This window comes from Alistipes sp. An116, assembly GCF_002161005.1.
Taxonomy (GTDB): domain Bacteria; phylum Bacteroidota; class Bacteroidia; order Bacteroidales; family Rikenellaceae; genus Alistipes; species Alistipes megaguti.
The window spans coordinates 36,665-58,142 of sequence record NZ_NFLR01000001.1; the positions used below are offsets into that span (position 1 = coordinate 36,665).

At 62.1% G+C, this 21,478-nt stretch carries 19 protein-coding genes; 4 read left to right on the plus strand and 15 right to left on the minus strand.

Translation table 11 applies throughout. The features are described from left to right. Positions 1-207: 207 nt before the first annotated feature. The 7 genes from secA to B5E60_RS00185 all read right to left on the minus strand — a co-directional run bounded on the left by secA (position 208) and on the right by B5E60_RS00185 (position 9,230). Positions 208-3,510 (minus strand): preprotein translocase subunit SecA, encoded by a 3,303-nt coding sequence (gene secA, locus B5E60_RS00155; protein WP_087308872.1) that lies wholly within the window; start codon positions 3,508-3,510, stop codon positions 208-210. A 187-nt stretch (positions 3,511-3,697) separates the two neighbouring features. After that, complete coding sequence (locus tag B5E60_RS00160) at positions 3,698-4,681, minus strand: glycosyltransferase family 2 protein (RefSeq protein ID WP_087308873.1); 984 nt, start codon at positions 4,679-4,681, stop codon at positions 3,698-3,700. A 65-nt stretch (positions 4,682-4,746) separates the two neighbouring features. Next, positions 4,747-5,721, minus strand: coding sequence for a DUF2851 family protein (locus B5E60_RS00165; protein WP_087308874.1), 975 nt, complete (start codon positions 5,719-5,721; stop codon positions 4,747-4,749). Positions 5,722-5,723: 2 nt separating this feature from the next. Beyond that, positions 5,724-6,044, minus strand: coding sequence for a metal-sulfur cluster assembly factor (locus B5E60_RS00170; RefSeq protein WP_087309068.1), 321 nt, complete (start codon positions 6,042-6,044; stop codon positions 5,724-5,726). Between the two features lie 103 nt (positions 6,045-6,147). Further along, positions 6,148-6,627, minus strand: a complete 480-nt coding sequence (locus tag B5E60_RS00175) for a SufE family protein (RefSeq protein ID WP_087308875.1) — start codon at positions 6,625-6,627, stop codon at positions 6,148-6,150. 49 nt (positions 6,628-6,676) lie between these two features. Beyond that, entirely contained in the window at positions 6,677-8,239 is a 1,563-nt protein-coding gene (locus B5E60_RS00180; RefSeq protein WP_087308876.1) for an alkaline phosphatase family protein, read from the minus strand. A 25-nt stretch (positions 8,240-8,264) separates the two neighbouring features. Further along, complete coding sequence (locus B5E60_RS00185) at positions 8,265-9,230, minus strand: GSCFA domain-containing protein (RefSeq protein WP_087308877.1); 966 nt, start codon at positions 9,228-9,230, stop codon at positions 8,265-8,267. A gap of 105 nt (positions 9,231-9,335) precedes the next feature. Here B5E60_RS00185 and ispE point away from each other — a divergent pair, with 105 nt between their 5' ends. Next, a complete protein-coding gene (ispE, locus tag B5E60_RS00190) occupies positions 9,336-10,148 on the plus strand; it encodes a 4-(cytidine 5'-diphospho)-2-C-methyl-D-erythritol kinase (protein ID WP_087308878.1) in 813 nt (270 codons plus the stop codon). 115 nt (positions 10,149-10,263) lie between these two features. Here ispE and rpiB read toward each other — a convergent pair whose 3' ends face one another. Next, a complete protein-coding gene (gene rpiB / locus B5E60_RS00195; RefSeq protein WP_087309069.1) occupies positions 10,264-10,725 on the minus strand; it encodes a ribose 5-phosphate isomerase B in 462 nt (153 codons plus the stop codon). 115 nt (positions 10,726-10,840) lie between these two features. Between rpiB and B5E60_RS00200 the strand changes: the two genes are divergently transcribed. Beyond that, positions 10,841-11,206: a YbaN family protein gene (locus tag B5E60_RS00200; protein WP_087308879.1), complete on the plus strand. Its 366-nt coding sequence runs from the start codon at positions 10,841-10,843 to the stop codon at positions 11,204-11,206. Between the two features lie 70 nt (positions 11,207-11,276). Here B5E60_RS00200 and B5E60_RS00205 read toward each other — a convergent pair whose 3' ends face one another. The 3 genes from B5E60_RS00205 to typA all read right to left on the minus strand — a co-directional run bounded on the left by B5E60_RS00205 (position 11,277) and on the right by typA (position 14,300). Next, positions 11,277-11,918: a DUF4377 domain-containing protein gene (locus tag B5E60_RS00205; RefSeq protein ID WP_087308880.1), complete on the minus strand. Its 642-nt coding sequence runs from the start codon at positions 11,916-11,918 to the stop codon at positions 11,277-11,279. 206 nt (positions 11,919-12,124) lie between these two features. Continuing rightward, positions 12,125-12,442 (minus strand): hypothetical protein, encoded by a 318-nt coding sequence (locus B5E60_RS00210; protein ID WP_087308881.1) that lies wholly within the window; start codon positions 12,440-12,442, stop codon positions 12,125-12,127. A gap of 58 nt (positions 12,443-12,500) precedes the next feature. After that, positions 12,501-14,300: a translational GTPase TypA gene (gene typA, locus B5E60_RS00215; RefSeq protein WP_087308882.1), complete on the minus strand. Its 1,800-nt coding sequence runs from the start codon at positions 14,298-14,300 to the stop codon at positions 12,501-12,503. 81 nt (positions 14,301-14,381) lie between these two features. Here typA and aroB point away from each other — a divergent pair, with 81 nt between their 5' ends. Continuing rightward, positions 14,382-15,395, plus strand: a complete 1,014-nt coding sequence (gene aroB / locus B5E60_RS00220; RefSeq protein ID WP_087308883.1) for a 3-dehydroquinate synthase — start codon at positions 14,382-14,384, stop codon at positions 15,393-15,395. A gap of 39 nt (positions 15,396-15,434) precedes the next feature. On the opposite strand, the gene B5E60_RS00225 is transcribed toward aroB, so the two are convergent. After that, positions 15,435-16,430: an AraC family transcriptional regulator gene (locus tag B5E60_RS00225; RefSeq protein WP_087308884.1), complete on the minus strand. Its 996-nt coding sequence runs from the start codon at positions 16,428-16,430 to the stop codon at positions 15,435-15,437. A 129-nt stretch (positions 16,431-16,559) separates the two neighbouring features. On the opposite strand from B5E60_RS00225, the gene B5E60_RS00230 reads away from it, so the two are divergent. Further along, positions 16,560-18,080 carry a cytidylate kinase family protein gene (locus B5E60_RS00230; protein ID WP_204246421.1) on the plus strand — a complete coding sequence of 507 codons (1,521 nt, stop codon included), beginning with the start codon at positions 16,560-16,562 and terminating at the stop codon, positions 18,078-18,080. A gap of 90 nt (positions 18,081-18,170) precedes the next feature. Here B5E60_RS00230 and B5E60_RS00235 read toward each other — a convergent pair whose 3' ends face one another. The 3 genes from B5E60_RS00235 to ruvB all read right to left on the minus strand — a co-directional run bounded on the left by B5E60_RS00235 (position 18,171) and on the right by ruvB (position 21,440). Beyond that, entirely contained in the window at positions 18,171-19,451 is a 1,281-nt protein-coding gene (locus tag B5E60_RS00235) for a malic enzyme-like NAD(P)-binding protein (protein ID WP_087309070.1), read from the minus strand. Positions 19,452-19,550: 99 nt separating this feature from the next. Next, entirely contained in the window at positions 19,551-20,324 is a 774-nt protein-coding gene (locus B5E60_RS00240; protein WP_087308885.1) for a hypothetical protein, read from the minus strand. A 108-nt stretch (positions 20,325-20,432) separates the two neighbouring features. Continuing rightward, positions 20,433-21,440 (minus strand): Holliday junction branch migration DNA helicase RuvB, encoded by a 1,008-nt coding sequence (gene ruvB / locus B5E60_RS00245; protein ID WP_087308886.1) that lies wholly within the window; start codon positions 21,438-21,440, stop codon positions 20,433-20,435. Positions 21,441-21,478: the final 38 nt, after the last annotated feature.

Here is a 21,478-nt window from a genome sequence, read left to right on the forward strand (position 1 = left end):
AATCCCGTCACAGTGGCCGTCCTTCATAGGGAGGCTTGAGGTTCCTTGGCAGGGCAGCGTCCGGGTCGGATCCTCCCCGAGCTACTGCCATCTCCCAAGGGAGAACTTCCGGAGTCCTCGGGTTGCAGGGCAGCTGCCGTTGCCTCTCCACCGAAGCCACTTTTTTTTTTTCCCCCCCCCTCCCCATAGAGGGCTTTCTTAAAACCCTTAGAGTCCTTTGCCGTGGCAGTTCTTGTACTTCTTGCCCGAACCGCAGGGGCAGGGATCGTTGCGGCCGACCTTCTTTTCGACGTGCAGCGGCATGGGCTTCTGACGCTCCTGCTGGCCGGCCTGGGCGGCAGCCTGCATGCGCGAAGCCTGCAGTTTGTTGACGTCGACCTTGGCCCGGCGCTCACGCTCCTGCTGCAGCCGCTGGGCCTCCTCGGCGCTCTGCTCGCGCACGGGGATGTAGGCGCGGTCGAGGATCGAGAGCACCTCGCGGTTGACCTTGATGAGCATCTTCGAGAAGAGCCCGAAGGATTCGAACTTGTAGATCAGCAGCGGGTCCTTCTGCTCGTAGGTAGCGTTCTGCACGCTCTGGCGCAGGTCGTCCATCTCGCGCAGATGCTCCCGCCAGGCATCGTCGATGGTCGTGAACATGACGATCTTCGAGAAGACCTTGTAGATTTCGGCTCCGTCCGACTCCTTGCACCGGCGCAGGTTGACCGGGACGTTGTATCCGAGGTGGCCGTCCGTGATCGGGAAGTAGATGTTCGAGTCGAGCTGGTCCTTGCGATCCTCATAGATGCGCTCCATGACGGGACGCACGGTGTCGGCCACAGCCTTGGCGCGGCGGGCGTAGGCCTCCTTGAGGGCCTTGACGATGGCCTCGACCAGTTCGGCGGTTTTTGCATTCTTGTACGTTGCCTCGTCCATCGGTAGCTCGACGGCCACCTGACGGATCAGCTCCATGCGGAAATCCTCGTATTCGATGCCGCGGTTCTCCTCGACGAAGTTGTCGGCGAAGTCGTACATGATGTTGTTCAGGTCGATTTCGATCCGCTCGCCGTAGAGGGCGTGGCGGCGGCGCGTGTAGATCACCTCGCGCTGTGAGTTCATCACGTCGTCGTACTCGAGCAGCCGCTTGCGGATGCCGAAGTTGTTCTCCTCGACCTTCTTCTGGGCGCGCTCGATGGCCTTGGTCATCATCTTGGACTGGATCACCTCGCCGTCCTTCAGACCCATGCGGTCCATCATCGTGGCGATCCGCCCCGAACCGAACAGACGCATCAGGTCATCTTCGAGCGAGACGAAGAACTGCGACGATCCGGGGTCGCCCTGACGTCCGGCACGACCTCTCAACTGACGGTCGACGCGGCGGCTTTCGTGGCGCTCCGTACCGATGATGGCCAGACCGCCGGCCTCCTTCACTTCGGGCGTGAGCTTGATGTCGGTACCACGGCCGGCCATGTTGGTGGCGATGGTCACCTGACCCGAACGTCCGGCTTCGGCCACGACCTGAGCCTCCAGGGCGTGCTGCTTGGCGTTGAGGACGTTGTGCTTGATTCCGCGCAGCTTGAGCATGCGGCTCAGCAGTTCGGAGATCTCGACCGACGTCGTGCCGACCAGCACCGGACGGCCCTCGCCGACCAGGCGGACGATCTCTTCGATGACGGCGTTGTACTTTTCGCGCTTGGTTTTGTAGATGAGGTCCTGGCGGTCGTCGCGGATGACGGGACGGTTCGTCGGGATCACCACCACGTCGAGTTTGTAGATGCTCCAGAACTCCGAGGCCTCGGTTTCGGCCGTACCGGTCATACCGGCCAGCTTGTGGTACATGCGGAAGTAGTTCTGCAGCGTGATGGTGGCGAAGGTCTGCGTGGCGGCCTCGACCTTGACGTGCTCCTTGGCCTCGATGGCCTGGTGCAGGCCGTCCGAATAGCGGCGTCCTTCGAGGATACGGCCGGTCTGCTCGTCGACGATCTTCACCTTGTTGTCCATCACCACGTACTCGATGTCCTTCTCGAACATGGCATAGGCCTTGAGCAGCTGGTTGACTGTGTGGACACGCTCCGACTTGATGGCGTAGTCGTTGATCACCTCGTCGCGCTTTTTGGCCTTCTCATCGGGCTCGAGCTGGCTCTTTTCGAGTTCGGCCACCTCGGCGCCGATGTCCGGCAGGACGAAGAAGCCGTCCTCGTTGAAGTATTTCGAGAGCACCTCATGACCCTTGTCCGTGAGTTCGACCGAATTGAGCTTCTCGTCGATGACGAAGAAGAGGTCGTCCGTGATCTCGGGCATGCGGCGGTTGTTGTCCTGCATGTAGATGTTCTCGGTCTTCTGCATCAGCGCCTTGACGCCCTGCTCGGAGAGGTACTTGATCAGTGGCTTGTATTTCGGAAGGCCCTTGTGCGCGCGGTAGAGCTTGATGCCGCCCTCGTCGGTCTTGCCGGCCGAGATCAGCTGCCGAGCCTCGGCCAGCAGCTGCGTGACGAGGTTTTTCTGCAGGTTGTAGAGGTGTTCGATGGCGGGGTTGTACTGCTCGAACATCTGGTCGTCGCCCTTGGGAACGGGGCCCGAGATGATGAGCGGCGTACGGGCGTCGTCGATCAGCACGGAGTCGACCTCGTCGACGATGGCGAAGTGGTGCTTGCGCTGGACGAGGTCCTTGGGCGACGAAGCCATGTTGTCGCGCAGGTAGTCGAAACCGTACTCGTTGTTCGTGCCGAAGGTGATGTCGGCCATGTAGGCTTTGCGGCGGGCTTCGGAGTTGGGCTGCGTGTCGTCGATGCAGGCGACCGACAGTCCGTGGAACTCGTACATCGGGCCCATCCATTCGGAGTCACGCTTGGCCAGATAGTTGTTCACCGTGACCATGTGCACGCCCTTCTTGGCCAGGGCGTTGAGGAATACGGGGAGCGTTGCCACGAGGGTTTTGCCTTCACCCGTTGCCATTTCGGCGATCTTGCCCTGATGGAGCACCACGCCGCCGAAGAGCTGGACGTCGTAGTGGATCATGTCCCACTTGACGTCGTTGCCGCCGGCCATCCAGTGGGTGGCATAGACGGCCTTGTCGCCGTCGATGGTGACGAAGTCCTTCGTAGCGGCGAGTTCGCGGTCGAAGTCGTTGGCCGTGACGACGACGGTGTCGTTCTGGGCGAAGCGTCGTGCCGTATCCTTCATGATAGCGAAGGCCTCGGGGAGGATGCGGTCGAGGATCTCCTCGATGCGGTCGTCGATACGCTTGGTGGTGGAGTCGATCTCCTTGGAGATCTTCTCCTTCTCTTCGAGCGACGTTTCGGGTTTTTCGAGCTGGGCCTTGAGTTCGACGATGCGGGCCTCGTCCTGGGCGATGTAGTCGGCGATCTGTTTTTTGAGATCCTCGCTGCGGGCGCGGAGTTCGTCGTTCGAAAGGGCCTCGATCGACGGGTATACGGCCTTGATCTTCTGCAGATAGGGCTCGATCAGTTTGCGGTCCTTGTCGGCTTTCGAGCCGAAGAGGGCTTTGATGATGCTGGCAACTATATCCATACGGTCTGTCGTGATTTTCGGGTTTTGGTTGTAAAGCCTACAAAGATAGGCATTTTTCCGTGAATTACGCAAAAAATGGAGCTCAAACCCGCGAACTTTTCCACGGGATGGGGATTGGCGGGTGTGTCGGGCCTTCGGAAACGGGTGCCGAGGGGTGTTTTCGGGCGGATGAATGCCGCTTGGCGGATCAATGGAACAGCAGAGCGATCCGGAAGAGGCGCTTTTGCAGCCAGACCTTCCACGAAGGGTTGAAACGCCGGTAGAAGTAGATGAAGCGGTTGCGCAGCATCCGTTCGAAGTGTTTCGGCCTGTAGGGTTCCCGTTGTCGGTAGGCATGGTGGAAGCGGAACAGGAATTGCCGGAAGAAGGGGAGGTCGCCGCGTTCGACCAGTTCGGGCTGGTGGACGAAGCGGGACAGCCTTCGGGCTTCGTCGTCCGAGAGGACGATGCCCGTTCTTCGAGCGAGCAGTTCGCGTTGAATCTCCAGGGCACTCTCCACCTGACGCTGCTGGTGCCGGGCTGAAGTCTGCTCCTCCCATTGGCGGTAGAGGATCAGACACTCGGGGATGTTGGCCATGGCGAGCCGGTCCGAGAGATCGGCCCACAGCTTGTAGTCTTCGCAGACGCAGTTCCGGAACCGAATTCCGGTTTTCCGGAGGGCATCGGCCCGCAGCATGATGGTGGACATGCCCAGCGGATTGAGAAAGAAGACTTGGCAGCGAATCTCCTCCGGGGTGAGCGGAAGATGGCCGTAATGGCCGTGATTGCGACCGTCACGGTCGTTGAAAATCAAATAGTAGCTGCCGCAGACATCCACTTCGGGGTGGGCTTTCAGAAAGGCGATCTGCTTTTCGAAACGCCTCGGAACGCAGATGTCGTCGGCATCGAGGAAGGCGATGAATTCGCCGCGGGCCGCATCCATTCCGTGATTCCGGGTTTCGGCCGCACCGGCATTGTGTTCGTTGCGCAGCAGGACGATCCGCGGGTCGCGTCGCTGGAGCTGCTCGACCACGGCCGCCGAGCCGTCGGTTGAGCAGTCGTCGATGACGATCAGTTCGAAATCGGAGAGCGTCTGAGCCATCAGGCTTTCGATGCTTTCGCCGACGAATCGCTCTGCGTTGTAGAGCGGCATGACAACGCTGATCAGGGGGCGTTTGGAGCTGTTTTCCATGGCGGGAAGGGTTGTGCGCTCTTGGGCTGTGAGCGGTTTCCGGCAAAGTTACTCTTTTTGGGGAGCTATTGCATTTCCGGGATCGATTTTGCGATCCGGCGTCCGACGGGACACTCCGCGCAGCGCCGCTCCGGACAGTATTCGGTCGCGAGTTGCAGCAGGGCCTGACTTTCGAAGGCGTTGCGTGGGCGCACGCCGGCTGCCGCCCAGTCACGCATGTAGCGGTTGTCCTCGGCCGGGAGTCTTTCGAGCAGCGAGAGGGCGCTGTCGCGCAATCGTTCGTTGGCCATGAAGCTGCCGTAGGCGAACTGCAGCACGACGACCAGATTGATGCCGATGATGTTGGCCTTGAAGGCGCCGATGCGCTTGGGCCGCGAGTCGCTTTCGGCAGCGGGGACGAAGTGGGTGCGCCAGTAGTCGGCGGCTTCGATACCGAACAGACGGCGGACATCCTCCTCGCTGCGGCAGGCCATCGTGCGGTCCATGACGAATTCGTCCTGGGCGAAGAACTCCGCGGCCTGCGCCAGCCGCAGCACGGGGTGGTTGGCCGGACGGATTTCGGCGAGTTCCCACACTGCGGCCTTCATCGGGCGGATATCGTATTTGGCCGCCAGGTGTTCGAAGTTGCGGCGCAGATTGAGCGTATATTCGTCGTTGCGGTAGAGGTCGAGCAGTCCCGAGGCGCCGAAGAGCATCGCCTCGATGGCGTGGGGCACCCGACGTTCGCGCAACACGACACGGTAGGGGACCCTCCGCGCCAGTTCGAGATAGGCCTCCTGGTTGCGGCGGTCGCCCAGCGTGCGGAAGTAGAGCAGGTAGAAGGTCTGGTTCCAGTTGTCGGCGGCCTCGCGGCGCAGAGCCTCGACGGTGCGCATCTTGCGTTGCAGCCGGTCGAAGATCAGCGTCGTGAAGAGCTCCGTGCGCTGCAGATCGTCGAGTGCCGCGAGGAATCCGCCGCAGGCGTGTTCGCCGGCCCGGGCTTCGAGCCGTTCGATCGTGCGGGACCTCTGCTCCGTGTTTGCACCCTTAGCCTCCGCCATTCCTACAGCATGTTGAGTTCCAGCAGCGCCTCCTCGGACATCATGCTCTTGTCCCACACGGGGTCGAACGTGAGGATGACGTTCACCGACTTGACGCCCTTGACCTTGGCGACCTGCTGGTTGACATCCTCGACGAGCATGTCGGCCATCGGGCAGTTGGGGGCGGTGAGGGTCATGCGGATCGTGGCCACGCCGTCGGGCGTGTAGTCGATTTCGTAGACCAGACCGAGATCGTAGATGTTGACCGGGATTTCCGGGTCGTATATGTTCTTGAGCGTCGCGACGATCTCCTTTTCAACCTCAAGAATCTCTTCGGGAGTCATTGTTTTCTGTGTTTCCATCCTGTTTCGTGCCGGTCGTGCGGCAGCATCGGCCTCTTCGCACCTGCACATCCTGCCGGCCGGGCCATTTAGCCTGCCGGGGCGGTCAGTTCGCCCCGTTGCCGCTGTTTTCCGTTTTCGTTTTCTCTTCTTTCTCTTCTTTCTCTTCGGCCTCGACCTTGGTCTCGAAGGCCAGGGCGTAGAGTCTCATCTGCTTGATCATCGCCACCAGTCCGTTGGCCCGTGTGGGCGAGAGGTTGGCGCTCAGACCGATGCGGTCGACGAAGTAGAGCTCCGTATCGAGGATCTCCTTCGGGGTCCGGCCGTTGAGCACCCGGATCAGTAACGCGATAATCCCCTTGGTTATTATGGCGTCGCTGTCGGCCGAGTAGTAGACGCGGCCGTTTTCCAGCCGGGCGTCGACCCACACCCGCGACTGGCACCCCTGAATGAGGTACTGTTCGGTGCGGTGTTCCGGGGCGATCGGGGGGAGCGTCTCGCTCAGACCGATCAGATAGTCGTATTTGTCGAGCCAGTCGTCGAAAACCGAGAACTCCTCGATGATTTCCTCCTGTATCTTGTCCATGTTCGTATGGTATTTAACGTCATTTTCGCAGCCATCCGTACGCCGGCCCTTACAGGTCGACGATCTCTTCGAGGGCCGTGCCCTCCGCGGCGGCGGGTTCGCGCACACCGGCCACGCGGGCCAGTGTCGGGGTCACGGCGGTCATCTCCACGCGGCGGTTGACGCGCAGCGGTCCGGCCCCCTGTCCGTAGAAGATCAGCGGCACCTCGGTGTCGTAGCCGTACATCGAGCCCGACATCGACCAGCAGCGCTCCTGCTCCTCGATCCAGCCGGGCATCAGGTTGAGAATCACGTCGCCCGAACGGCGCGGGTAGAAGCTGTTCTGCATCTTGCGGGCGTATCCGCTGCCGAAGTAGCTCGTGCGCATGGCCGTGGCGGCCAGAGCGTGCGACACGCCGCTGAACTGCATGGCGAAGATGGCCACCTCGTTCTGCACCTCGGCCAGATTCAGTCCGCGTTCGTAGATGAGGTTGTGGTTCAGCCAGAGCGACTTGTCGCCGTAGGCCACCACCCAGTCGCCCGTGCCGTAGCGGACGTTCAGAAAGCCGTTGACAATCACCTCGAACTGGCGGCTGTTGAAGCGTTCGGCCTCCTGCTGCCCGGCGTCGTACGAGGGGCTTGTGCCGTGGTCGGAGGTGACGACCACCAGCACGTTTCCATCCTTGACCTGTGCGAAGAGGAAGGTCAGGAAGTCGGCCAGATCGCGGTCCAGCCGGTAGTACATGTCCTCGACCTCGATCGACTCGGGACCGTAGGCCTCGGCGATGCGGCGCGGCGAGTCGAGGCAGATGTTCAGCAGGTCGGGCGTCCGGTCGGCGCCCAGACGGTATTGGGCGATAGCCTGTTTGGCCAGCCCCAGCACGGCGGTATTCCCGGCCGGCGTGTAGAGCAGCCGTTCGTAGTCGCTTGTCAGTTTCAGACGCCCTTGTCCGTTGGTGTCCTCCTTTTTGTTGCGGCCCAAGAGGACGATGTCGTGCTGACGGGTGTTCAGATAGCGGCTCTTTTCGAGCAGCGACCGCCATTCGAGACCGATGTAGGAGAGGTTGTAGCGTTCGCGGTTGCTGCGCTCGATCCATTCGGGAAGCTGCTCGGTGTAATAGGGCGACGAGACCCAGTCGCAGCGCGTGGAGTCGAGCCAGAAGACTTCGCCGCCGCGTCCGGCCATCACGACGGCCGACATGGCTTCGGCGGCAATCGTCACGGCCTGGCTCTCGGGAGACTGGTCGAGGAGCGTCTCGGCCAGCGTCGGGGCGATGCGGTGGTAGGCTCCGGGGCCGCGGCGGCCGTCGATCAGGCTGACCGTGCGGTTGGTGGTGTAGTCGACCCAGCGGGGGCCGATCACGCCGTGGGTCGAGGGCATGGCTCCGGTGACGAGCGTGGCCAGCGAGACGGGGGTCGTGGTCTGCAGGTAGTCGTAGCGGGCATCCGAATAGACCGTGCCGCGTTCCGTAAGACGGAGGAATCCGTCCTCGTCGAAATTGACGGCGTAGCGGTCCAGATCGCCGGCGCGCATCGATCCGACGACGATCTGAACGATCAGACGGGGCTGTGCGGCGGCGGGTGCGAAGGCCGTCAGGGCGGCTATGGCGAGCAGAATAAGACGCTTGTTCATGGTTGCGGTTCGTATGAGCGCAAATTTACGAATTTATTTCGATACATTGTCTGAAAAGCGCGCTTTCGGTCCGAAAATCGAGCCCGGGGAGGGCGGCGATCCGTTCGAGCTGGCGGCGGCAGAAGGCGCGGTGGGCTTCGCCGCGGGGGTTGCGGGGGCGGTGGGCCGCCGCCGCAACGATCGACTCGACCTCGGGGAGCAGCCGCCGGGCCTCGTCGTCGAGCAGCGCCTCGGTGAAACGTTCCCAGAGGTAGTCGACGGCCTTCGGCGCGGGGTGGACCAGATCGTCGGCATAGAAACGGTAGTCGCGCAGGTCGTCCGTCAGGATCTCGAAGGCGGGGAAGTAGAGTGCCTGCGGAAAGCGTTCGGTGAGCTCCTCGACCGCCACCCGCAGCGTGGCCTTGCTCGCGGCATTCCCCGAAAGCCCGTCGCCCAGGTGCCGCACGGGACTCACCGTCAGCAGGATCCGCTTGCCGGCCAGCGGTCCGTCGAAGAGTTCGGCAAGGGTGCCGACAATCTCCTCGACGCTTAGTCGCCGTCTCGTGAATTCCGATGCCGGCTGCCGGTGGCAGTTGGCTACCACGCGCCCCCGGTGTTCGTAGACCCAGGCCGTGCCGAAGGTCAGGATCACGCGGTCGGAGCGGCGGAGCGCCTCGGCGCCCAGCTGCCGGGCGCGGTTCATGCGCTGCAGGGCCTCGTCGGGGGTCGGGGCCGAGAGGTCGCCGTGGAAGTCGAAGTGGTACCAGAGTTCGCCGTCGAAGCCCAGCTCTTCGCGGGTGACGGGCTGCCGTGCGGCATAGCTGCGGATCGCCCCGGCGATCGACAGCGGGTTGAAGAGGATGCCCGAGGGGTTCTTCACGACGGGGAATTTCGCCGCTTCGAGCCGTTCGGCCATCTGTGTGGCGAAGCACGACCCGAGGCTCAGAATGTGGTTGCGATAGCCGATCGTCAGATCGGTGTGCAGGGGCTCGATTTCGGTGCGGAATTTCATGCCGTAAAAATACGAAATTTGTTGCTTTTCGGAAAACCGGATGCATCGGGTGAAAATATCGGGCGCATGCGCTGTTTTGCGTCTGCCTTTTCGTATCTTTGGTGCATGATTCTGCGCGCAAACTGCAAAATAAACCTGGGCCTGGATATCCTCCGCCGCCGGGCCGACGGTTATCACGATCTGGAGACGGTGATGTTTCCCGTGCGGGGGCTTTACGATGAGGTGGAGGTTGAACGCACCGACGCTCCGGGAGCCGTGTTTCGTTCCGAGGGGCTCGCGGTGGATTGTCCCGACGAGGCGAACCTCTGTCTGAAGGCTTTTCGTCTGATGCGCGACCGCTACGGTGTGGACGGCGTGCGGATCCGCCTCGCGAAGCACGTGCCCTTCGGTGCGGGGCTGGGCGGTGGATCGGCTGATGCCACGGCGGTGGTTGTGGCGCTCGACCGGCTCTTTGCGCTCGGCCTTTCGGAGGCGGAGCTCATCGACCGGGCCGCCGAGCTGGGCAGCGATACGGCCTTCTTCGTGCGGAACACCCCGCAGTTGTGCACGGGCCGCGGTGAGGTGATGATCCCCTTCCCGCTGGATCTGTCGGGGCTGACGCTCGTGGTGGTGAAGCCCGACGAGGGGGTCTCGACGCGCGAGGCCTATGCCGGCGTGCGGCCGCGGGTGCCGGACGTGCCGCTTGCCGAGCGGTTGCGGCGCCCGGTAACCGAGTGGCAGGGGTTGGTGACCAACGACTTCGAGGAGTCGGTCTTTGCCGCCCATCCCGCCATTCGCGCTGTCAAGGAGCGGCTTCTTGCAGAGGGGGCGCTCTACGCTTCGATGTCGGGAAGCGGTTCGGCCGTCTTCGGCCTCTTCGCCGGGCACGAAAAAGGCGAGGAGCTGCGTGCTCTCTCGCCCTTTGTCTTCCAACTCTGATCCGGTCGGAGCCGAAACCCTCCGGCCTTCCGGGAATCCGCTTGTCCCGGTCTTGCCCCGATCTTGCCTTGTCGGCCCCGTCGGCTCCCGGCAGATGTCCTGCAACCCCTTTGGGCTATTTTTTGCTCTCGTTGCTCTGGGCGGCAGGAACCGGAATCTTGGCAACCCGCTTTGCGTGGCGGCCTCCCTCGAACTCGGCCGCAAAGAAGGCGTCGAGCATCTGCACCGCCTCGTCGTTGGTGATGAAGCGCGCCGGAAAGACGATGATGTTGGCGTCGTTGTGACGGCGGATCAGCGAGGCGATCTCCGGATCCCAGCACAACCCGGCACGGACTCCCTGGTGTTTGTTGAGCGTGATGGCCATCCCTTCGCCCGAGCCGCAGAGACCCACGCCGAAGGCCACTTCTCCCTGCTCGACAGCCTCGGCCAGCGGGTGGGCAAAGTCCGGATAGTCGACACTCTCGGGAGAGTCCGTTCCGAAATCCAGCACCTCGTAACCCATGGCGTCGAGGTAGCCTACGAGAAATTCTTTCATTTCATAGCCGGCGTGGTCGCTGGCGATACCGATTTTCGTCATCGTATCCTGTGTTTTTGAGGTTTTTGTCGTCTCCGACTTCGTTTCGGAAGACAAAGTTAACGAAATATTCGTCTCGGCCTTGTTTCAAAGCGTCGGATTTACCTATTTTTGCGGCGTGAAGACACTTTTCATGCTCCTCGGTGCCGTGGCCCTTGTGTTGGGACTGGTCGGAATCTTCGTTCCGCTGCTTCCGACGACCCCCTTTCTGCTGTTGGCCGCAGCCCTCTGGGTACGCTCTTCGCCGCGGCTCTACGGCTGGCTGGTCTCGCATCGCCGGCTGGGACCCTACATCCGCCAGTTCCGCGAGCACCGCGCCATTCCGCTCCGAGCCAAGGTGATCTCCGTTGCGCTGCTCTGGGCCACGCTGCTCTATTGCATCGTGGCGGTGGTCGACCGGCTGTGGTGGGCGCAGCTCCTGCTGCTGGCCGTGGCCGTCGGGGTGACGTGGCACATCCTTTCGTTTGCTACGCTGCGCCGGTAGGAGGCGCGTCCGGAACCGTCGGCCGCGCTCCGAGCCCTTTTCGTTCTGCGCTTCTATTCCTGCGGTCCTTCTATTCCGGCAGCCCTTCGGACTCCTTCACCTCGTCGGAGAGCAGCTCCCGCAAACGGTATTTCACCGACCACGAATCGTTGTCGATCCGGTCGCTTTTCGCTTCGTCATACACGGCGACAGGCTGGATGCGCAGGCGGTATTCGTGTCCGGGCTTGAAGTCGAAACCCTCGATCTCCGACGGAAAGGCCTGCCATTGCGGCGTGTCGTAGCGCAGGTCCTGGATCCAGTAGGCGGCTATCTGCGCATCGGCCCGCCGCGAGGCGACGCGGATCTCCAGTTCGGGGCTGAAGGTCAGCGGATCGACGGGAGATGTGGTTTCTGTGCGAGCGAGCTGCTCCTCCATCGTATAGCGTTCACTGCTGCCGTCGGCCGGCGGGTTGGCGATCCGGTCGATTCGTACGCGCAGGGTCGTCTGCCAGCCCTCCTCGAACGAGAAGCCTTCGATGGGACCGGGAACGATCTCCCATGAGGCGCTGGCCCCTTTTTGGACGATGTAGGCCGGTATGTAACCGAAGCCCATGGTGATGCCTGCCACGCCCTTTTCGGGGGCAATGGTCCAGATTTCGGTGCGCGATGTGTCGTCCTTGTCGCAGGCGCCCAATACGAGAGGCGTCATCAGCAGAAGCAGCCATTTTTTCATAGTCGTTTGGTGGTTTAGGTGTAAAGTTATCCTATAAACGGTTGTCGGACTGCAATACTGCGCCGGATGGCAAACAAAAAAACGGACCGAAGTCCGTTTTTTTTGTGTATGGGTGTGGTTTCGCGCCGCTTCTCCCGTTTCGCGCCGCTCCTTCCGGCTCATGCTCTCCTCCCGGGTCAGGCTGCCCCCCCCCTCTCGGCTCCCGGTCAGGCCAGATAGTGTTCGGCCATGCTCAGGAGAAATCCGAAGAGCAGGGCATTGAACAGAATCAGCGGAATCGACTTCTGCTCCTTGCCCGAGGCGGTGAAGAGCGTCGGCACGGTCAGCATGACCGTTATGCCCATGCCGTCGGCCCACCAGGGCAGGTAGGGCAGGTTGCCGTAGAAAATGATCACCCCGGCGAAGAGGTAGATCAGAAACGAGGCGATGCAGCTGCGCGCCGAGAATCGCTGGAAGATCATCGGAATGACGACCAGGGCTCCGGCAATGGCTCCTGCGGCCAGTGACAGGGTGAAGTGATTCATCGTGAGGTATCTTTGCAATCGGGTTTTCGGCTTGCAGCTTTCAGTCTCCGGCTCCGGGTTATTTGGCGGCGCGCTTGCGGTCGGTTTCGTGGAGCAGGATCTTGCGCAGACGGATGGCGTGGGGCGTTACCTCGACGTATTCGTCCTCCTTGATGTATTCGAGGGCCTCCTCCAGCGTGAAGACCTTCGGCGGAACGATCACCGCCTTGTCGTCCGACCCCGAAGCACGCATGTTGGTCAGCTGTTTGGCCTTGGTGACGTTGACCGTGATGTCGTTCTGGCGCGTGTGCTCGCCGATGACCTGACCTTCGTAGACCTGATCCATCGGGCTGATGAAGAAGCGGCCGCGATCCTGCAGCTTGTCGATCGAGTAGGCGTAGGCCGTGCCGGTCTCGCCCGAGATGATCGAACCGTTGGTGCGCATCTCGATGTCGCCGGCCCAGGGCTCGAAATCCTTGAAGCGGTGGGTCATGATCGCCTCGCCGGCCGTAGCCGTCAGCATGTTCGAACGCAGTCCGATGATGCCGCGCGACGGAATGTCGAACAGCAGCCGCACGCGTTCGCCGTCCGAAGACATGTCACGCAGCGTACCCTTGCGGCGCGTCGTCATGTCGATCACCGTGCCGGAGTGCTCCTCGGGACAGTCGACCGTCAGCTCCTCGACCGGTTCGCACTTCTTGCCGTCGATGATCTTGGTGATGACCTGCGGCTGGCCGACCTGCAGTTCGTAGCCCTCGCGGCGCATCGTCTCGATCAGCACCGAGAGGTGCAGCACGCCGCGGCCGAAGACGTTGAACGAATCGGCCGACGGACCGGGCGTCACGCGCAGCGCCAGGTTCTTCTCCAGCTCGCGGTCCAGACGCTCCTTGATGTGGCGTGAGGTGACATATTTGCCGTCCTTGCCGAAGAAGGGCGAGTTGTTGATCGTGAAGAGCATCGACATCGTCGGTTCGTCGATGGCGATCGGGGGCAGCGGCTCGGGGTTGTCGTAGTCGCAGATCGTGTCGCCGATCTCGAAGCCGTCGATACCCATGATGGCGCAGATCTCGCCGCACGGAACCTCGTCGACCTTCTTCTTGCCCAACCCCTCGAAGACCATCAGATCCTTGATCTTGCACTTCTGCATCGTCACGCCGTCGCGCTTGGCCAGCGTGACGTTCTCGCCGGCGTGCAGCGTGCCGCGCGTGAGCTTGCCCACAGCGATACGCCCCGTGTAGGAAGAGTACTCGAGCGAGGTGATCAGCAGCTGCGGCGTACCCTCGACCTGGGCCGGTTCGGGGATCTCGTCGATGATCGTATCGAGCAGCGGGACGATCGAATTGGTGCGTTCGTTCCACTTGTGCGACATCCACCCCTGCTTGGCCGAGCCGTAGATGGTCTTGTAGTCGAGCTGCTCCTCGGTGGCGTTGAGCGAGAACATCAGGTCAAAGACCTGTTCGTTGACCACTTCGGGGCGGCAGTTGGGCTTGTCCACCTTGTTGATCACCACGATGGGCTTCTTGCCCAGCGCCAGGGCCTTCTGCAACACGAACCGCGTCTGGGGCATCGTCCCTTCGAAGGCGTCGACCAGCAGCAGCACACCGTCGCACATGTTGAGCACGCGCTCCACTTCGCCGCCGAAATCGGCGTGGCCCGGGGTGTCGATGATGTTGATCTTGTAGTCCTTGTAGATCACCGAAACGTTCTTTGAGAGAATCGTGATTCCCCGTTCGCGCTCCAGGTCGTTGTTGTCCAGAATCAGGTCGCCCGTCTGCTGGTTGTCACGCAGCACGTGGCCTGCCAGGATCATCTTGTCGACCAGCGTCGTCTTGCCGTGGTCGACGTGGGCTATGATCGCGATATTGCGCAGTTTTTGCATAAATCTGTATTTTGTCGTGCAAAGGTAACAATTTCTCCGGAAAATGTACTACATTTGCTTACTTCTTAAAAAAGTTAAATAATGGAACCCGCTTTTAACCTTCGCAGCAGTCAGGTATATATCGGTTCGGCCGTCGAGTTGCTCCCCGAACTTCTTCCCGAGGGGCGAGTGGTCGTCGTTTCGGATGCCACGATCGACCGGCTCTACCACTCGTTCGTGGCCCCTTACGATGCGGTGCTCATCGGTTTGGGCGAAAGCATCAAGACGCTGCAGACGGTCGAGACCCTCTACCGCCGCTTCATCGAGCTGGGCGTCGACCGTTCGACCTTCGTACTGGCCATCGGCGGCGGCATTGTCACCGACGTGGCGGGTTTTGCCGCCTCGACCTACATGCGCGGGGTGAAGTTCGGATTTGTCTCCACAACCCTTCTGGGACAGGTCGACGCCTCGGTAGGCGGCAAGAACGGCGTCAATGTCGACGGCTACAAGAACATGGCCGGAACCTTCACCCAGCCGCAGTTCGTCATCTGCGACCCCTCGTTGCTGCGTTCGCTCCCCGACCGTGAGTTCCGCGCCGGACTGGCCGAAGTGGTCAAGGCAGCCGTCATTGCCGATCCGGAGCTGTTTGCCCGTCTGGAGCAGACCTCGTTCGAGGCGCTGCGTCAGGATACGGACCTGCTCTCCGACATCATCTCGGCGGCCATCCGGGTCAAGGCCGACATCGTCGAACGCGACGAACGCGAAGCGGGCGAACGCCGCAAACTCAACCTCGGCCATACGCTGGCGCACGCCATCGAGAAGTCCTCGAACCGCATGAACCACGGTGAGGCCGTAGCCGTCGGAACGGCACTGATTGCCGGGGCCGCCGTACGGTTGGGGGTGCTCGGCGAGGAGGATCGGCAGCGGATCGTCGATCTGCTTTCGCGGCTGGGTTTCGAACTCACGCCGCCGGTCGAGATGAAACGCCTGCTCAAGGAGGTCGGCAAGGACAAGAAGAACGCCGAGGGGATGCTGCGCATCGTGCTGCCCGTCGGAATCGGAGACTGTCAGGTGCGGAAGATGTCGCTTCCGGAGTTCTCGGCACTCTTTGTCTGACGGTTCGCGGCCGTGGCGCCGGATTCCTCTTTTCTTTTATTAATAGATTGGTCTTTCCCGGGTGATGGATTCGCCCGGGTTTATTTTGTGAGATCGGTCTCGGCGGGGGAGGACTCGGCTTCCCGGCGGGCTGCCGCCGTCCCGGTCGTCGCCTCCCCGTCCGAAACGCTGGCGATAGTGGTGCGGTGAGAGCCCGCTCTGCGCCTTGAAGAATTTCCCGAACGAGGACTGATCCGAAAACCCCAGCCGATAGGCGATCTCCTTGACATCCTTGTCCGTACTCTCCAGACAGCGCCGTGCCTCGGCCGCCAGCAACCCCGCCAGATGGGCATAGACCGTGTGGCCGGTGGTACGTTTGACGATCCGCGAGAGGTAGGTGGTCGAGATGTGCAGCGCATCGGCGTAGAATCCGATGTCGTGGTGGCCGAGGTAGTTTTCGACCGAGAGCTTCTTGAACTGGCGGAAGAGCAGGTCGGCCCGTTTCATGCAGACCGGCGTGCGGTTCGATTCGTTGTCGCGGTGCAGCATGTCCGTGATCTCGAGCAGGAAGAGCCCGCACCAGTGGCGGAGGATTCCCCGGTGGAAGAGGGTGTAGGGCGAGGGCCGGTCGGCCAGCAGTTCCGCCGTGCGGAGCAGATGGCGCCACGCCGCCTCCTCCGGTCGCAGGCGAATGGCTCCGTTCGGATCGGGATACCGGGCCAGCTGGCTGTACATCGGCTGTCCGTCGGGCAGCGTGTCGAAAAAGTCGGGATCCAGGCCGATGCCGACCATCCGGAAATCTCCGCCGGCGGATTGCAGCGTACAGCTGCGGCTCGGTGTCAGGATGAGCAGATCGCCCTTTTCCAGCGTCCGCTCACCCGACGAGTCCTCCTCGCGGAGTGTGCCGTTTGTGACCATTCCGAAGAGGAAGCCCCGCTCAAGGCGCATCGCTCCGTGCGAGAGGTCGGCGGGGCGGATTTCGCGGTAGAAAACCTCCTCGCGGCTCTCCCGGGCAGGATCGGCGATTGAATGGGTATGTGTGGCAGGGCGTGGCATGGTTCAAGCGGTTTTCGACCTCAAAGGTACGCTTTTGTTTCGGATTATACCAGTTTCGGTCGCTCCTTTCCGATCCGAATTTCGGAAGAAAAGACGAATTTTGCGCCTTGATATCATTCAAGTCCAGACATGAAAACCCAAACCCGACTGCTTTTTCGGCGCTATCTGCTCTTCGTCGTGGCATTGTTCATCAACGCCTTCGGTATTGCGCTGATCACCAAAGCCCTGCTGGGAACCTCCCCCATTACGAGCGTTACCTACGTTCTGAGCATGTTCACCCCGATGACCATGGGCCAGTGGACCATTATCCTCAATCTGGTGTTCATGCTTCTCGAACTCCCCTTCATGACGCGTGCCGACCTGAAGACCGATCGGCGGATCTTCCTGCTGCAGATTCCCGTCACGCTCTTCTTCGGTACGTTCATCGACTGTTCGATGTCGGCCCTCTTCTGGCTCACGCCCGAAGCCTATGCGGCCAAGATCGTCAGCCTGCTCATCGGCTGCGTCGTGCTGGCCGTCGGCATCGCCCTCGAGGTGAAGGTCAACATCGCCATGGCCGCCGGCGAGTACTTCGTGCGGGCCATCTCGCGACGGCTGCGCCGCGAATTCGGCTATGTCAAGCTGGCCTTTGACGTCACGCTCGTGATTCTGACCTGTCTCCTTTCGCTCGTCTTCCTCTCCAACATCTCGGGCGTGCGCGAGGGTACGGTCACCGCCGCACTGATCGTCGGCCCGATCGTCCACTTCATCACCCCCTTCTACCGCATCTTCGACCGTTGGATCGGGGGTGAAGGAACGGCTCCGGAGGGGGAATCCGCAGCCCCGGCGGCCGACTCCCCGCAGCCGGTCGTCATCACGATCGCCCGCGAGTATGGCAGCGGCGGACATCAGTTGGGCGAAAAACTGGCCTCGATGCTGCATATTCCCCTCTACGACAATCAGTTTATCCGCCTGGCAGCGCAGAAGAGCGGTATGGACGAGGCGTATATCCTCCACAACGAGCAGTCGATTCCGTCGTTCTGGCTCAAGTGCATCTTCGCCCAGTCGAACGGCGCGCGGATGGATCACAGTCTCTCGCCCGACGACGTGCTGTTCGTGGCCGAGAGCCGGATCGTCCAGGAGCTGGCCGCGCGCGAATCGTGCGTCCTTGTCGGGCGCTGCGCCGACTTTGTGCTGCGCGACGAACCTCGTGCCGTGCGGGTTTTCTGCTGCACCGATCTGGAGAGTGCCTGCCGGCGATGCGTCGAGGAGTATGGAATCGCCCCAGACGCGGCCGAAGCCGAGGTGCGGCGCGTGAATCGCAACCGAAGGACCCACTATGAATACTATACCGGCGAACGCTGGGGCGATCCGCACCGCTACGACCTGACGGTGAACACCTCCCGCGTCTCGATCGACGATGCCGCCACGACCGTGGCCGACCTCTATCGCGACCGCATGGCGGTTGTTGCCTCCGGACGCAATTCGCTCACCGCGGAGGGAACGGCCGCTCCGGCTCCCTCCACCGTTCAGGCTCCCTCCACCGTTCAGGCTCCCTCCACCGCTCCGGCTCCCTCCACCGCTCCGGTTCCATCCACCGCTCCGGCTCCATCCACCGCTCAGGCACCGGAGCAGTCGCCGGCGGACGGGTCTGTCCACGCGAAGAACTGACCCTCTCCCGGTGCAGGGACTCCCGGTGCGGAGGCGATGAAAAAAGGCAGGAAACCAACGGATTCCTGCCTTTTCTGTTTGTCGGTCGGACTATTTTTCGACCCGTTTGCGCAACTCCTCGGCATAGGCTTCCCAGTCGGTGATCGGACGGCGTGCGACGCCCGATTCGACGGCAGCACGCGCCACGGCCGTCGAGATGCGCGGCAGCAGCCTCGGATCCAGCGGCTTGGGAATCAGGTAGCTGCGTCCGAACTCCAGACTCTCCACCCCGTAGGCCTTGAGCACCGACTCCGGAACGGGTTCGCGGGTCAGTTCGGCCAGCGCATGGGCGGCGGCCAGCTTCATTGCCTCGTTGATCTTCGTGGCCCGGACGTCGAGCGCTCCGCGGAAGATGTAGGGGAATCCCAGCACGTTGTTCACCTGATTGGGATAGTCGGAACGTCCCGTGGCGAAGATGATGTCCGGACGCGAGGCCATGGCCGTTTCGTAGGCGATCTCCGGATCGGGGTTGGCCAGCGCCATGACGATCGGGTTCTCGGCCATCGTCCGCAGCATTTCGGGCTTCAGCGTGTCGGCCTTCGAGACGCCCAGGAAGACGTCGGCCCCTTCGACCGCTTCGGCCAGCGTCGAGATGCGGCGTGTGGTGGCGAATTCGCGTTTCATGCGGTTGAGGTCTTCGCGGTAGATCGTCACTACGCCGTGGCTGTCGCAGAGCGTCACGTTCTGATGACGGACGCCCAGGGCGATGAAGAGTTTCGCGCAGGCGATGGCGGCGGCTCCTGCGCCGTTGACGACCACGCGCAGCTGCGAAATCTCCTTGCCGGCGATCTTGGCGCCGTTGATCAGGGCCGCCGAGGTGATGATGGCCGTACCGTGCTGGTCGTCGTGCATGAGCGGGATGTCGAGCTCCTCGCGCAGGCGGGTCTCGATCTCGAAGCACTCCGGGGCCTTGATATCCTCGAGGTTGATGCCGCCGAAGGTGGGGGCGATGGCCTTCACCGCACGCACGAACTCGTCGGGATCGGTGGCATCGACCTCGATGTCGAAGGCGTTGATGCCGGCGTAGGTCTTGAAGAGCATGCACTTGCCCTCCATGACGGGCTTTCCGGCCAGCGGGCCGATGTTGCCCAGTCCGAGTACGGCCGTTCCGTTCGAGATCACGGCCACGAGGTTGCCCTTGCCGGTGTAGGTATAGACGTCGTCGGGATTGGCCGCAATGGCTCGCGAGGGGGCTGCAACGCCCGGCGAATAGGCCAGCGACAGATCGTAGGGGGTTTGATAGGGTTTGGTGGGCACGACACCGATCTTGCCGGGTTGCCCTTCGCTGTGGTAGCGCAGCGCCGCTTCGTCGAGTTTCGATTTGGTATCCATCTGTTTACCGTTCTGAGTCTTTGTTTTCAATTCGGTTAACGGCAAATATAACAATTATCGCGCAGAATGTAAATTTTTTTAGATTTTTGGGCAATTTTTTTAGAAATAAAAACGCACGCCGCCTCCGACATGAAAGGTGAGCAATCCCACCAGATTGAACTCCACGCCGTCGCCCACATCCGGGGCGCCGGTAAGGATCCATTCGCCGCCGAATCCGAGCGACAGGCCCATCCAGCGTGTTGCCATGAATTCGACCGACGCCCGTTCGTGCAGCCCGACGCCGCCGCGTCCGGCGCGATTTCCGTCGTAGCTGCGCGCGTAGCGTCCATATCCGATGCCGACCGCCTCGCGGAAAAGCCAGCGGCGTCCGGCCCGTTGCCGGGCCACGAATTCCGGAGCGACGTAGTGCAGACGGGCCGTGCTGAGGAGGCCGCTGCGTCGGGCCGAGAAGAAGCCTCCGGAGTAGATCACGCCCACGCCCAGACCCCGGCGCGAGGTCCAGTTGTAGCCGGCCGTGAGGCTCAGCCCCTCGTTGAGCGAACCCGAGTCAAAGGTCTGGAAATGAAGGGTAAATAGCAGGGCCAGATAGCTGGCATCGACAAAAAAGGTGTGCTGCGGGCGGTTGCGTGGAACCAGCCAGGGCCGCTGAACCGGCGCCTCGGAGACCGACTCCGCGAGGATTTGCTGTCCGTTGGAGGTGGCGGCGGAGACTGCGGTGGAGGCCGTTGTTGTGGCCCGGATCTCGGCGGCGGGCGGCGGGGTTGCCGATTTCGGATTGTCGGGCGCGGCGTGCAGCAGGGCGGGAGTGCCCAGCAGCAGCCCGACGGATGCGATGAGGTGGATCCGGTGCAGGTGGAGGTGTCGAAGGTCCATTTTGCGGTCAGATCGGTTTTCAGTCTTGTTCGGGGTCTGTCGAGCCGGCGGCGCGGCAGTTCGGGGCCGGCATGGTGTCCGGGGCTGTTTTCGTCCGGTCGGAGGCGGTCAGAAGAGGGTGGAGTCGCCGCTGCCGGGCGGCGTGAAGCCCAGATGCTCCCAGGCCAGCGGTGTCGCCTCGCGGCCCCGCGGCGTGCGTTTGAGAAAACCCTCCTTGATGAGGAACGGCTCGTAGACCTCCTCGATCGTGCCGGCCTCCTCGCCGACGGCCGTTGCCACGGTGTTCAGTCCGACCGGCCCGCCGTTGAATTTCTCGATGATCGTCCCCAGAATCTTGTTGTCCATCTGGTCCAGACCCCGCGAATCGATGTTCAGCGCCGAGAGGGCGATGCGCGTGATCTCCAGGTCGATGTGTCCCTCGCCCTTGACCATGGCGAAGTCCCTCACGCGGCGCAGCAGGGCGTTGGCGATACGCGGCGTGCCGCGCGAACGCAAGGCCACCTCACGGGCGGCATCGTCGTCGATCGAGACGTCGAGAATCCGCGCCGAACGCCGTACGATGCCGGCCAGAACAGGGACGTCGTAGTACTCCAGATGGCACTGGATGCCGAAACGCGCCCGGAGCGGCGAGGTCAGCAGGCCGCTGCGCGTCGTGGCGCCGATGAGCGTGAAGGGGGCCAGTTCGATCTGGATCGAGCGGGCCGAGGGGCCCTTGTCGAGCACGATGTCGATCTTGAAGTCCTCCATGGCCGAGTAGAGATACTCCTCGACGATGGGGCTCAGGCGGTGGATCTCGTCGATGAAGAGCACGTCGCCCGGATTGAGGTTCGTCAGCAGGCCGGCCAGGTCGCCCGGCTTGTCCAGCACGGGGCCCGAGGTCACGCGCAGCTGCGCCCCCATCTCGTTGGCGATGATGTTTGCAAGGGTGGTCTTGCCCAGACCCGGAGGTCCGTGCAGCAGGACGTGGTCGAGCGAGTCGCCGCGCATGAGCGCCGCCTTGATGAAGACCCGCAGGTTGTCGACAATCTTGTCCTGTCCGGAGAAGTTCTCCAGCTCCTGCGGACGGATCTTGTTCTCGAAATCGAGATCGCTTTCGGTGTTGCGTACGATGGACATGATGCAAATATACGCTTTTTCGACGAATCCGGGAGGGT

Bases quoted from the DNA above. Each gene is read 5' to 3' on its own strand.
- secA (WP_087308872.1), bottom strand. From the start codon at position 3,510: ATGGATATAGTTGCCAGCATCATCAAAGCCCTCTTCGGCTCGAAAGCC.
- B5E60_RS00160 (WP_087308873.1), bottom strand. From the start codon at position 4,681: ATGGAAAACAGCTCCAAACGCCCCCTGATCAGCGTTGTCATGCCGCTC.
- B5E60_RS00165 (WP_087308874.1), bottom strand. From the start codon at position 5,721: ATGGCGGAGGCTAAGGGTGCAAACACGGAGCAGAGGTCCCGCACGATC.
- B5E60_RS00170 (WP_087309068.1), bottom strand. From the start codon at position 6,044: ATGACTCCCGAAGAGATTCTTGAGGTTGAAAAGGAGATCGTCGCGACG.
- B5E60_RS00175 (WP_087308875.1), bottom strand. From the start codon at position 6,627: ATGGACAAGATACAGGAGGAAATCATCGAGGAGTTCTCGGTTTTCGAC.
- B5E60_RS00180 (WP_087308876.1), bottom strand. From the start codon at position 8,239: ATGAACAAGCGTCTTATTCTGCTCGCCATAGCCGCCCTGACGGCCTTC.
- B5E60_RS00185 (WP_087308877.1), bottom strand. From the start codon at position 9,230: ATGAAATTCCGCACCGAAATCGAGCCCCTGCACACCGATCTGACGATC.
- ispE (WP_087308878.1), top strand. From the start codon at position 9,336: ATGATTCTGCGCGCAAACTGCAAAATAAACCTGGGCCTGGATATCCTC.
- rpiB (WP_087309069.1), bottom strand. From the start codon at position 10,725: ATGACGAAAATCGGTATCGCCAGCGACCACGCCGGCTATGAAATGAAA.
- B5E60_RS00205 (WP_087308880.1), bottom strand. From the start codon at position 11,918: ATGAAAAAATGGCTGCTTCTGCTGATGACGCCTCTCGTATTGGGCGCC.
- B5E60_RS00210 (WP_087308881.1), bottom strand. From the start codon at position 12,442: ATGAATCACTTCACCCTGTCACTGGCCGCAGGAGCCATTGCCGGAGCC.
- typA (WP_087308882.1), bottom strand. From the start codon at position 14,300: ATGCAAAAACTGCGCAATATCGCGATCATAGCCCACGTCGACCACGGC.
- aroB (WP_087308883.1), top strand. From the start codon at position 14,382: ATGGAACCCGCTTTTAACCTTCGCAGCAGTCAGGTATATATCGGTTCG.
- B5E60_RS00225 (WP_087308884.1), bottom strand. From the start codon at position 16,430: ATGCCACGCCCTGCCACACATACCCATTCAATCGCCGATCCTGCCCGG.
- B5E60_RS00230 (WP_204246421.1), top strand. From the start codon at position 16,560: ATGAAAACCCAAACCCGACTGCTTTTTCGGCGCTATCTGCTCTTCGTC.
- B5E60_RS00235 (WP_087309070.1), bottom strand. From the start codon at position 19,451: ATGGATACCAAATCGAAACTCGACGAAGCGGCGCTGCGCTACCACAGC.
- B5E60_RS00240 (WP_087308885.1), bottom strand. From the start codon at position 20,324: ATGGACCTTCGACACCTCCACCTGCACCGGATCCACCTCATCGCATCC.
- ruvB (WP_087308886.1), bottom strand. From the start codon at position 21,440: ATGTCCATCGTACGCAACACCGAAAGCGATCTCGATTTCGAGAACAAG.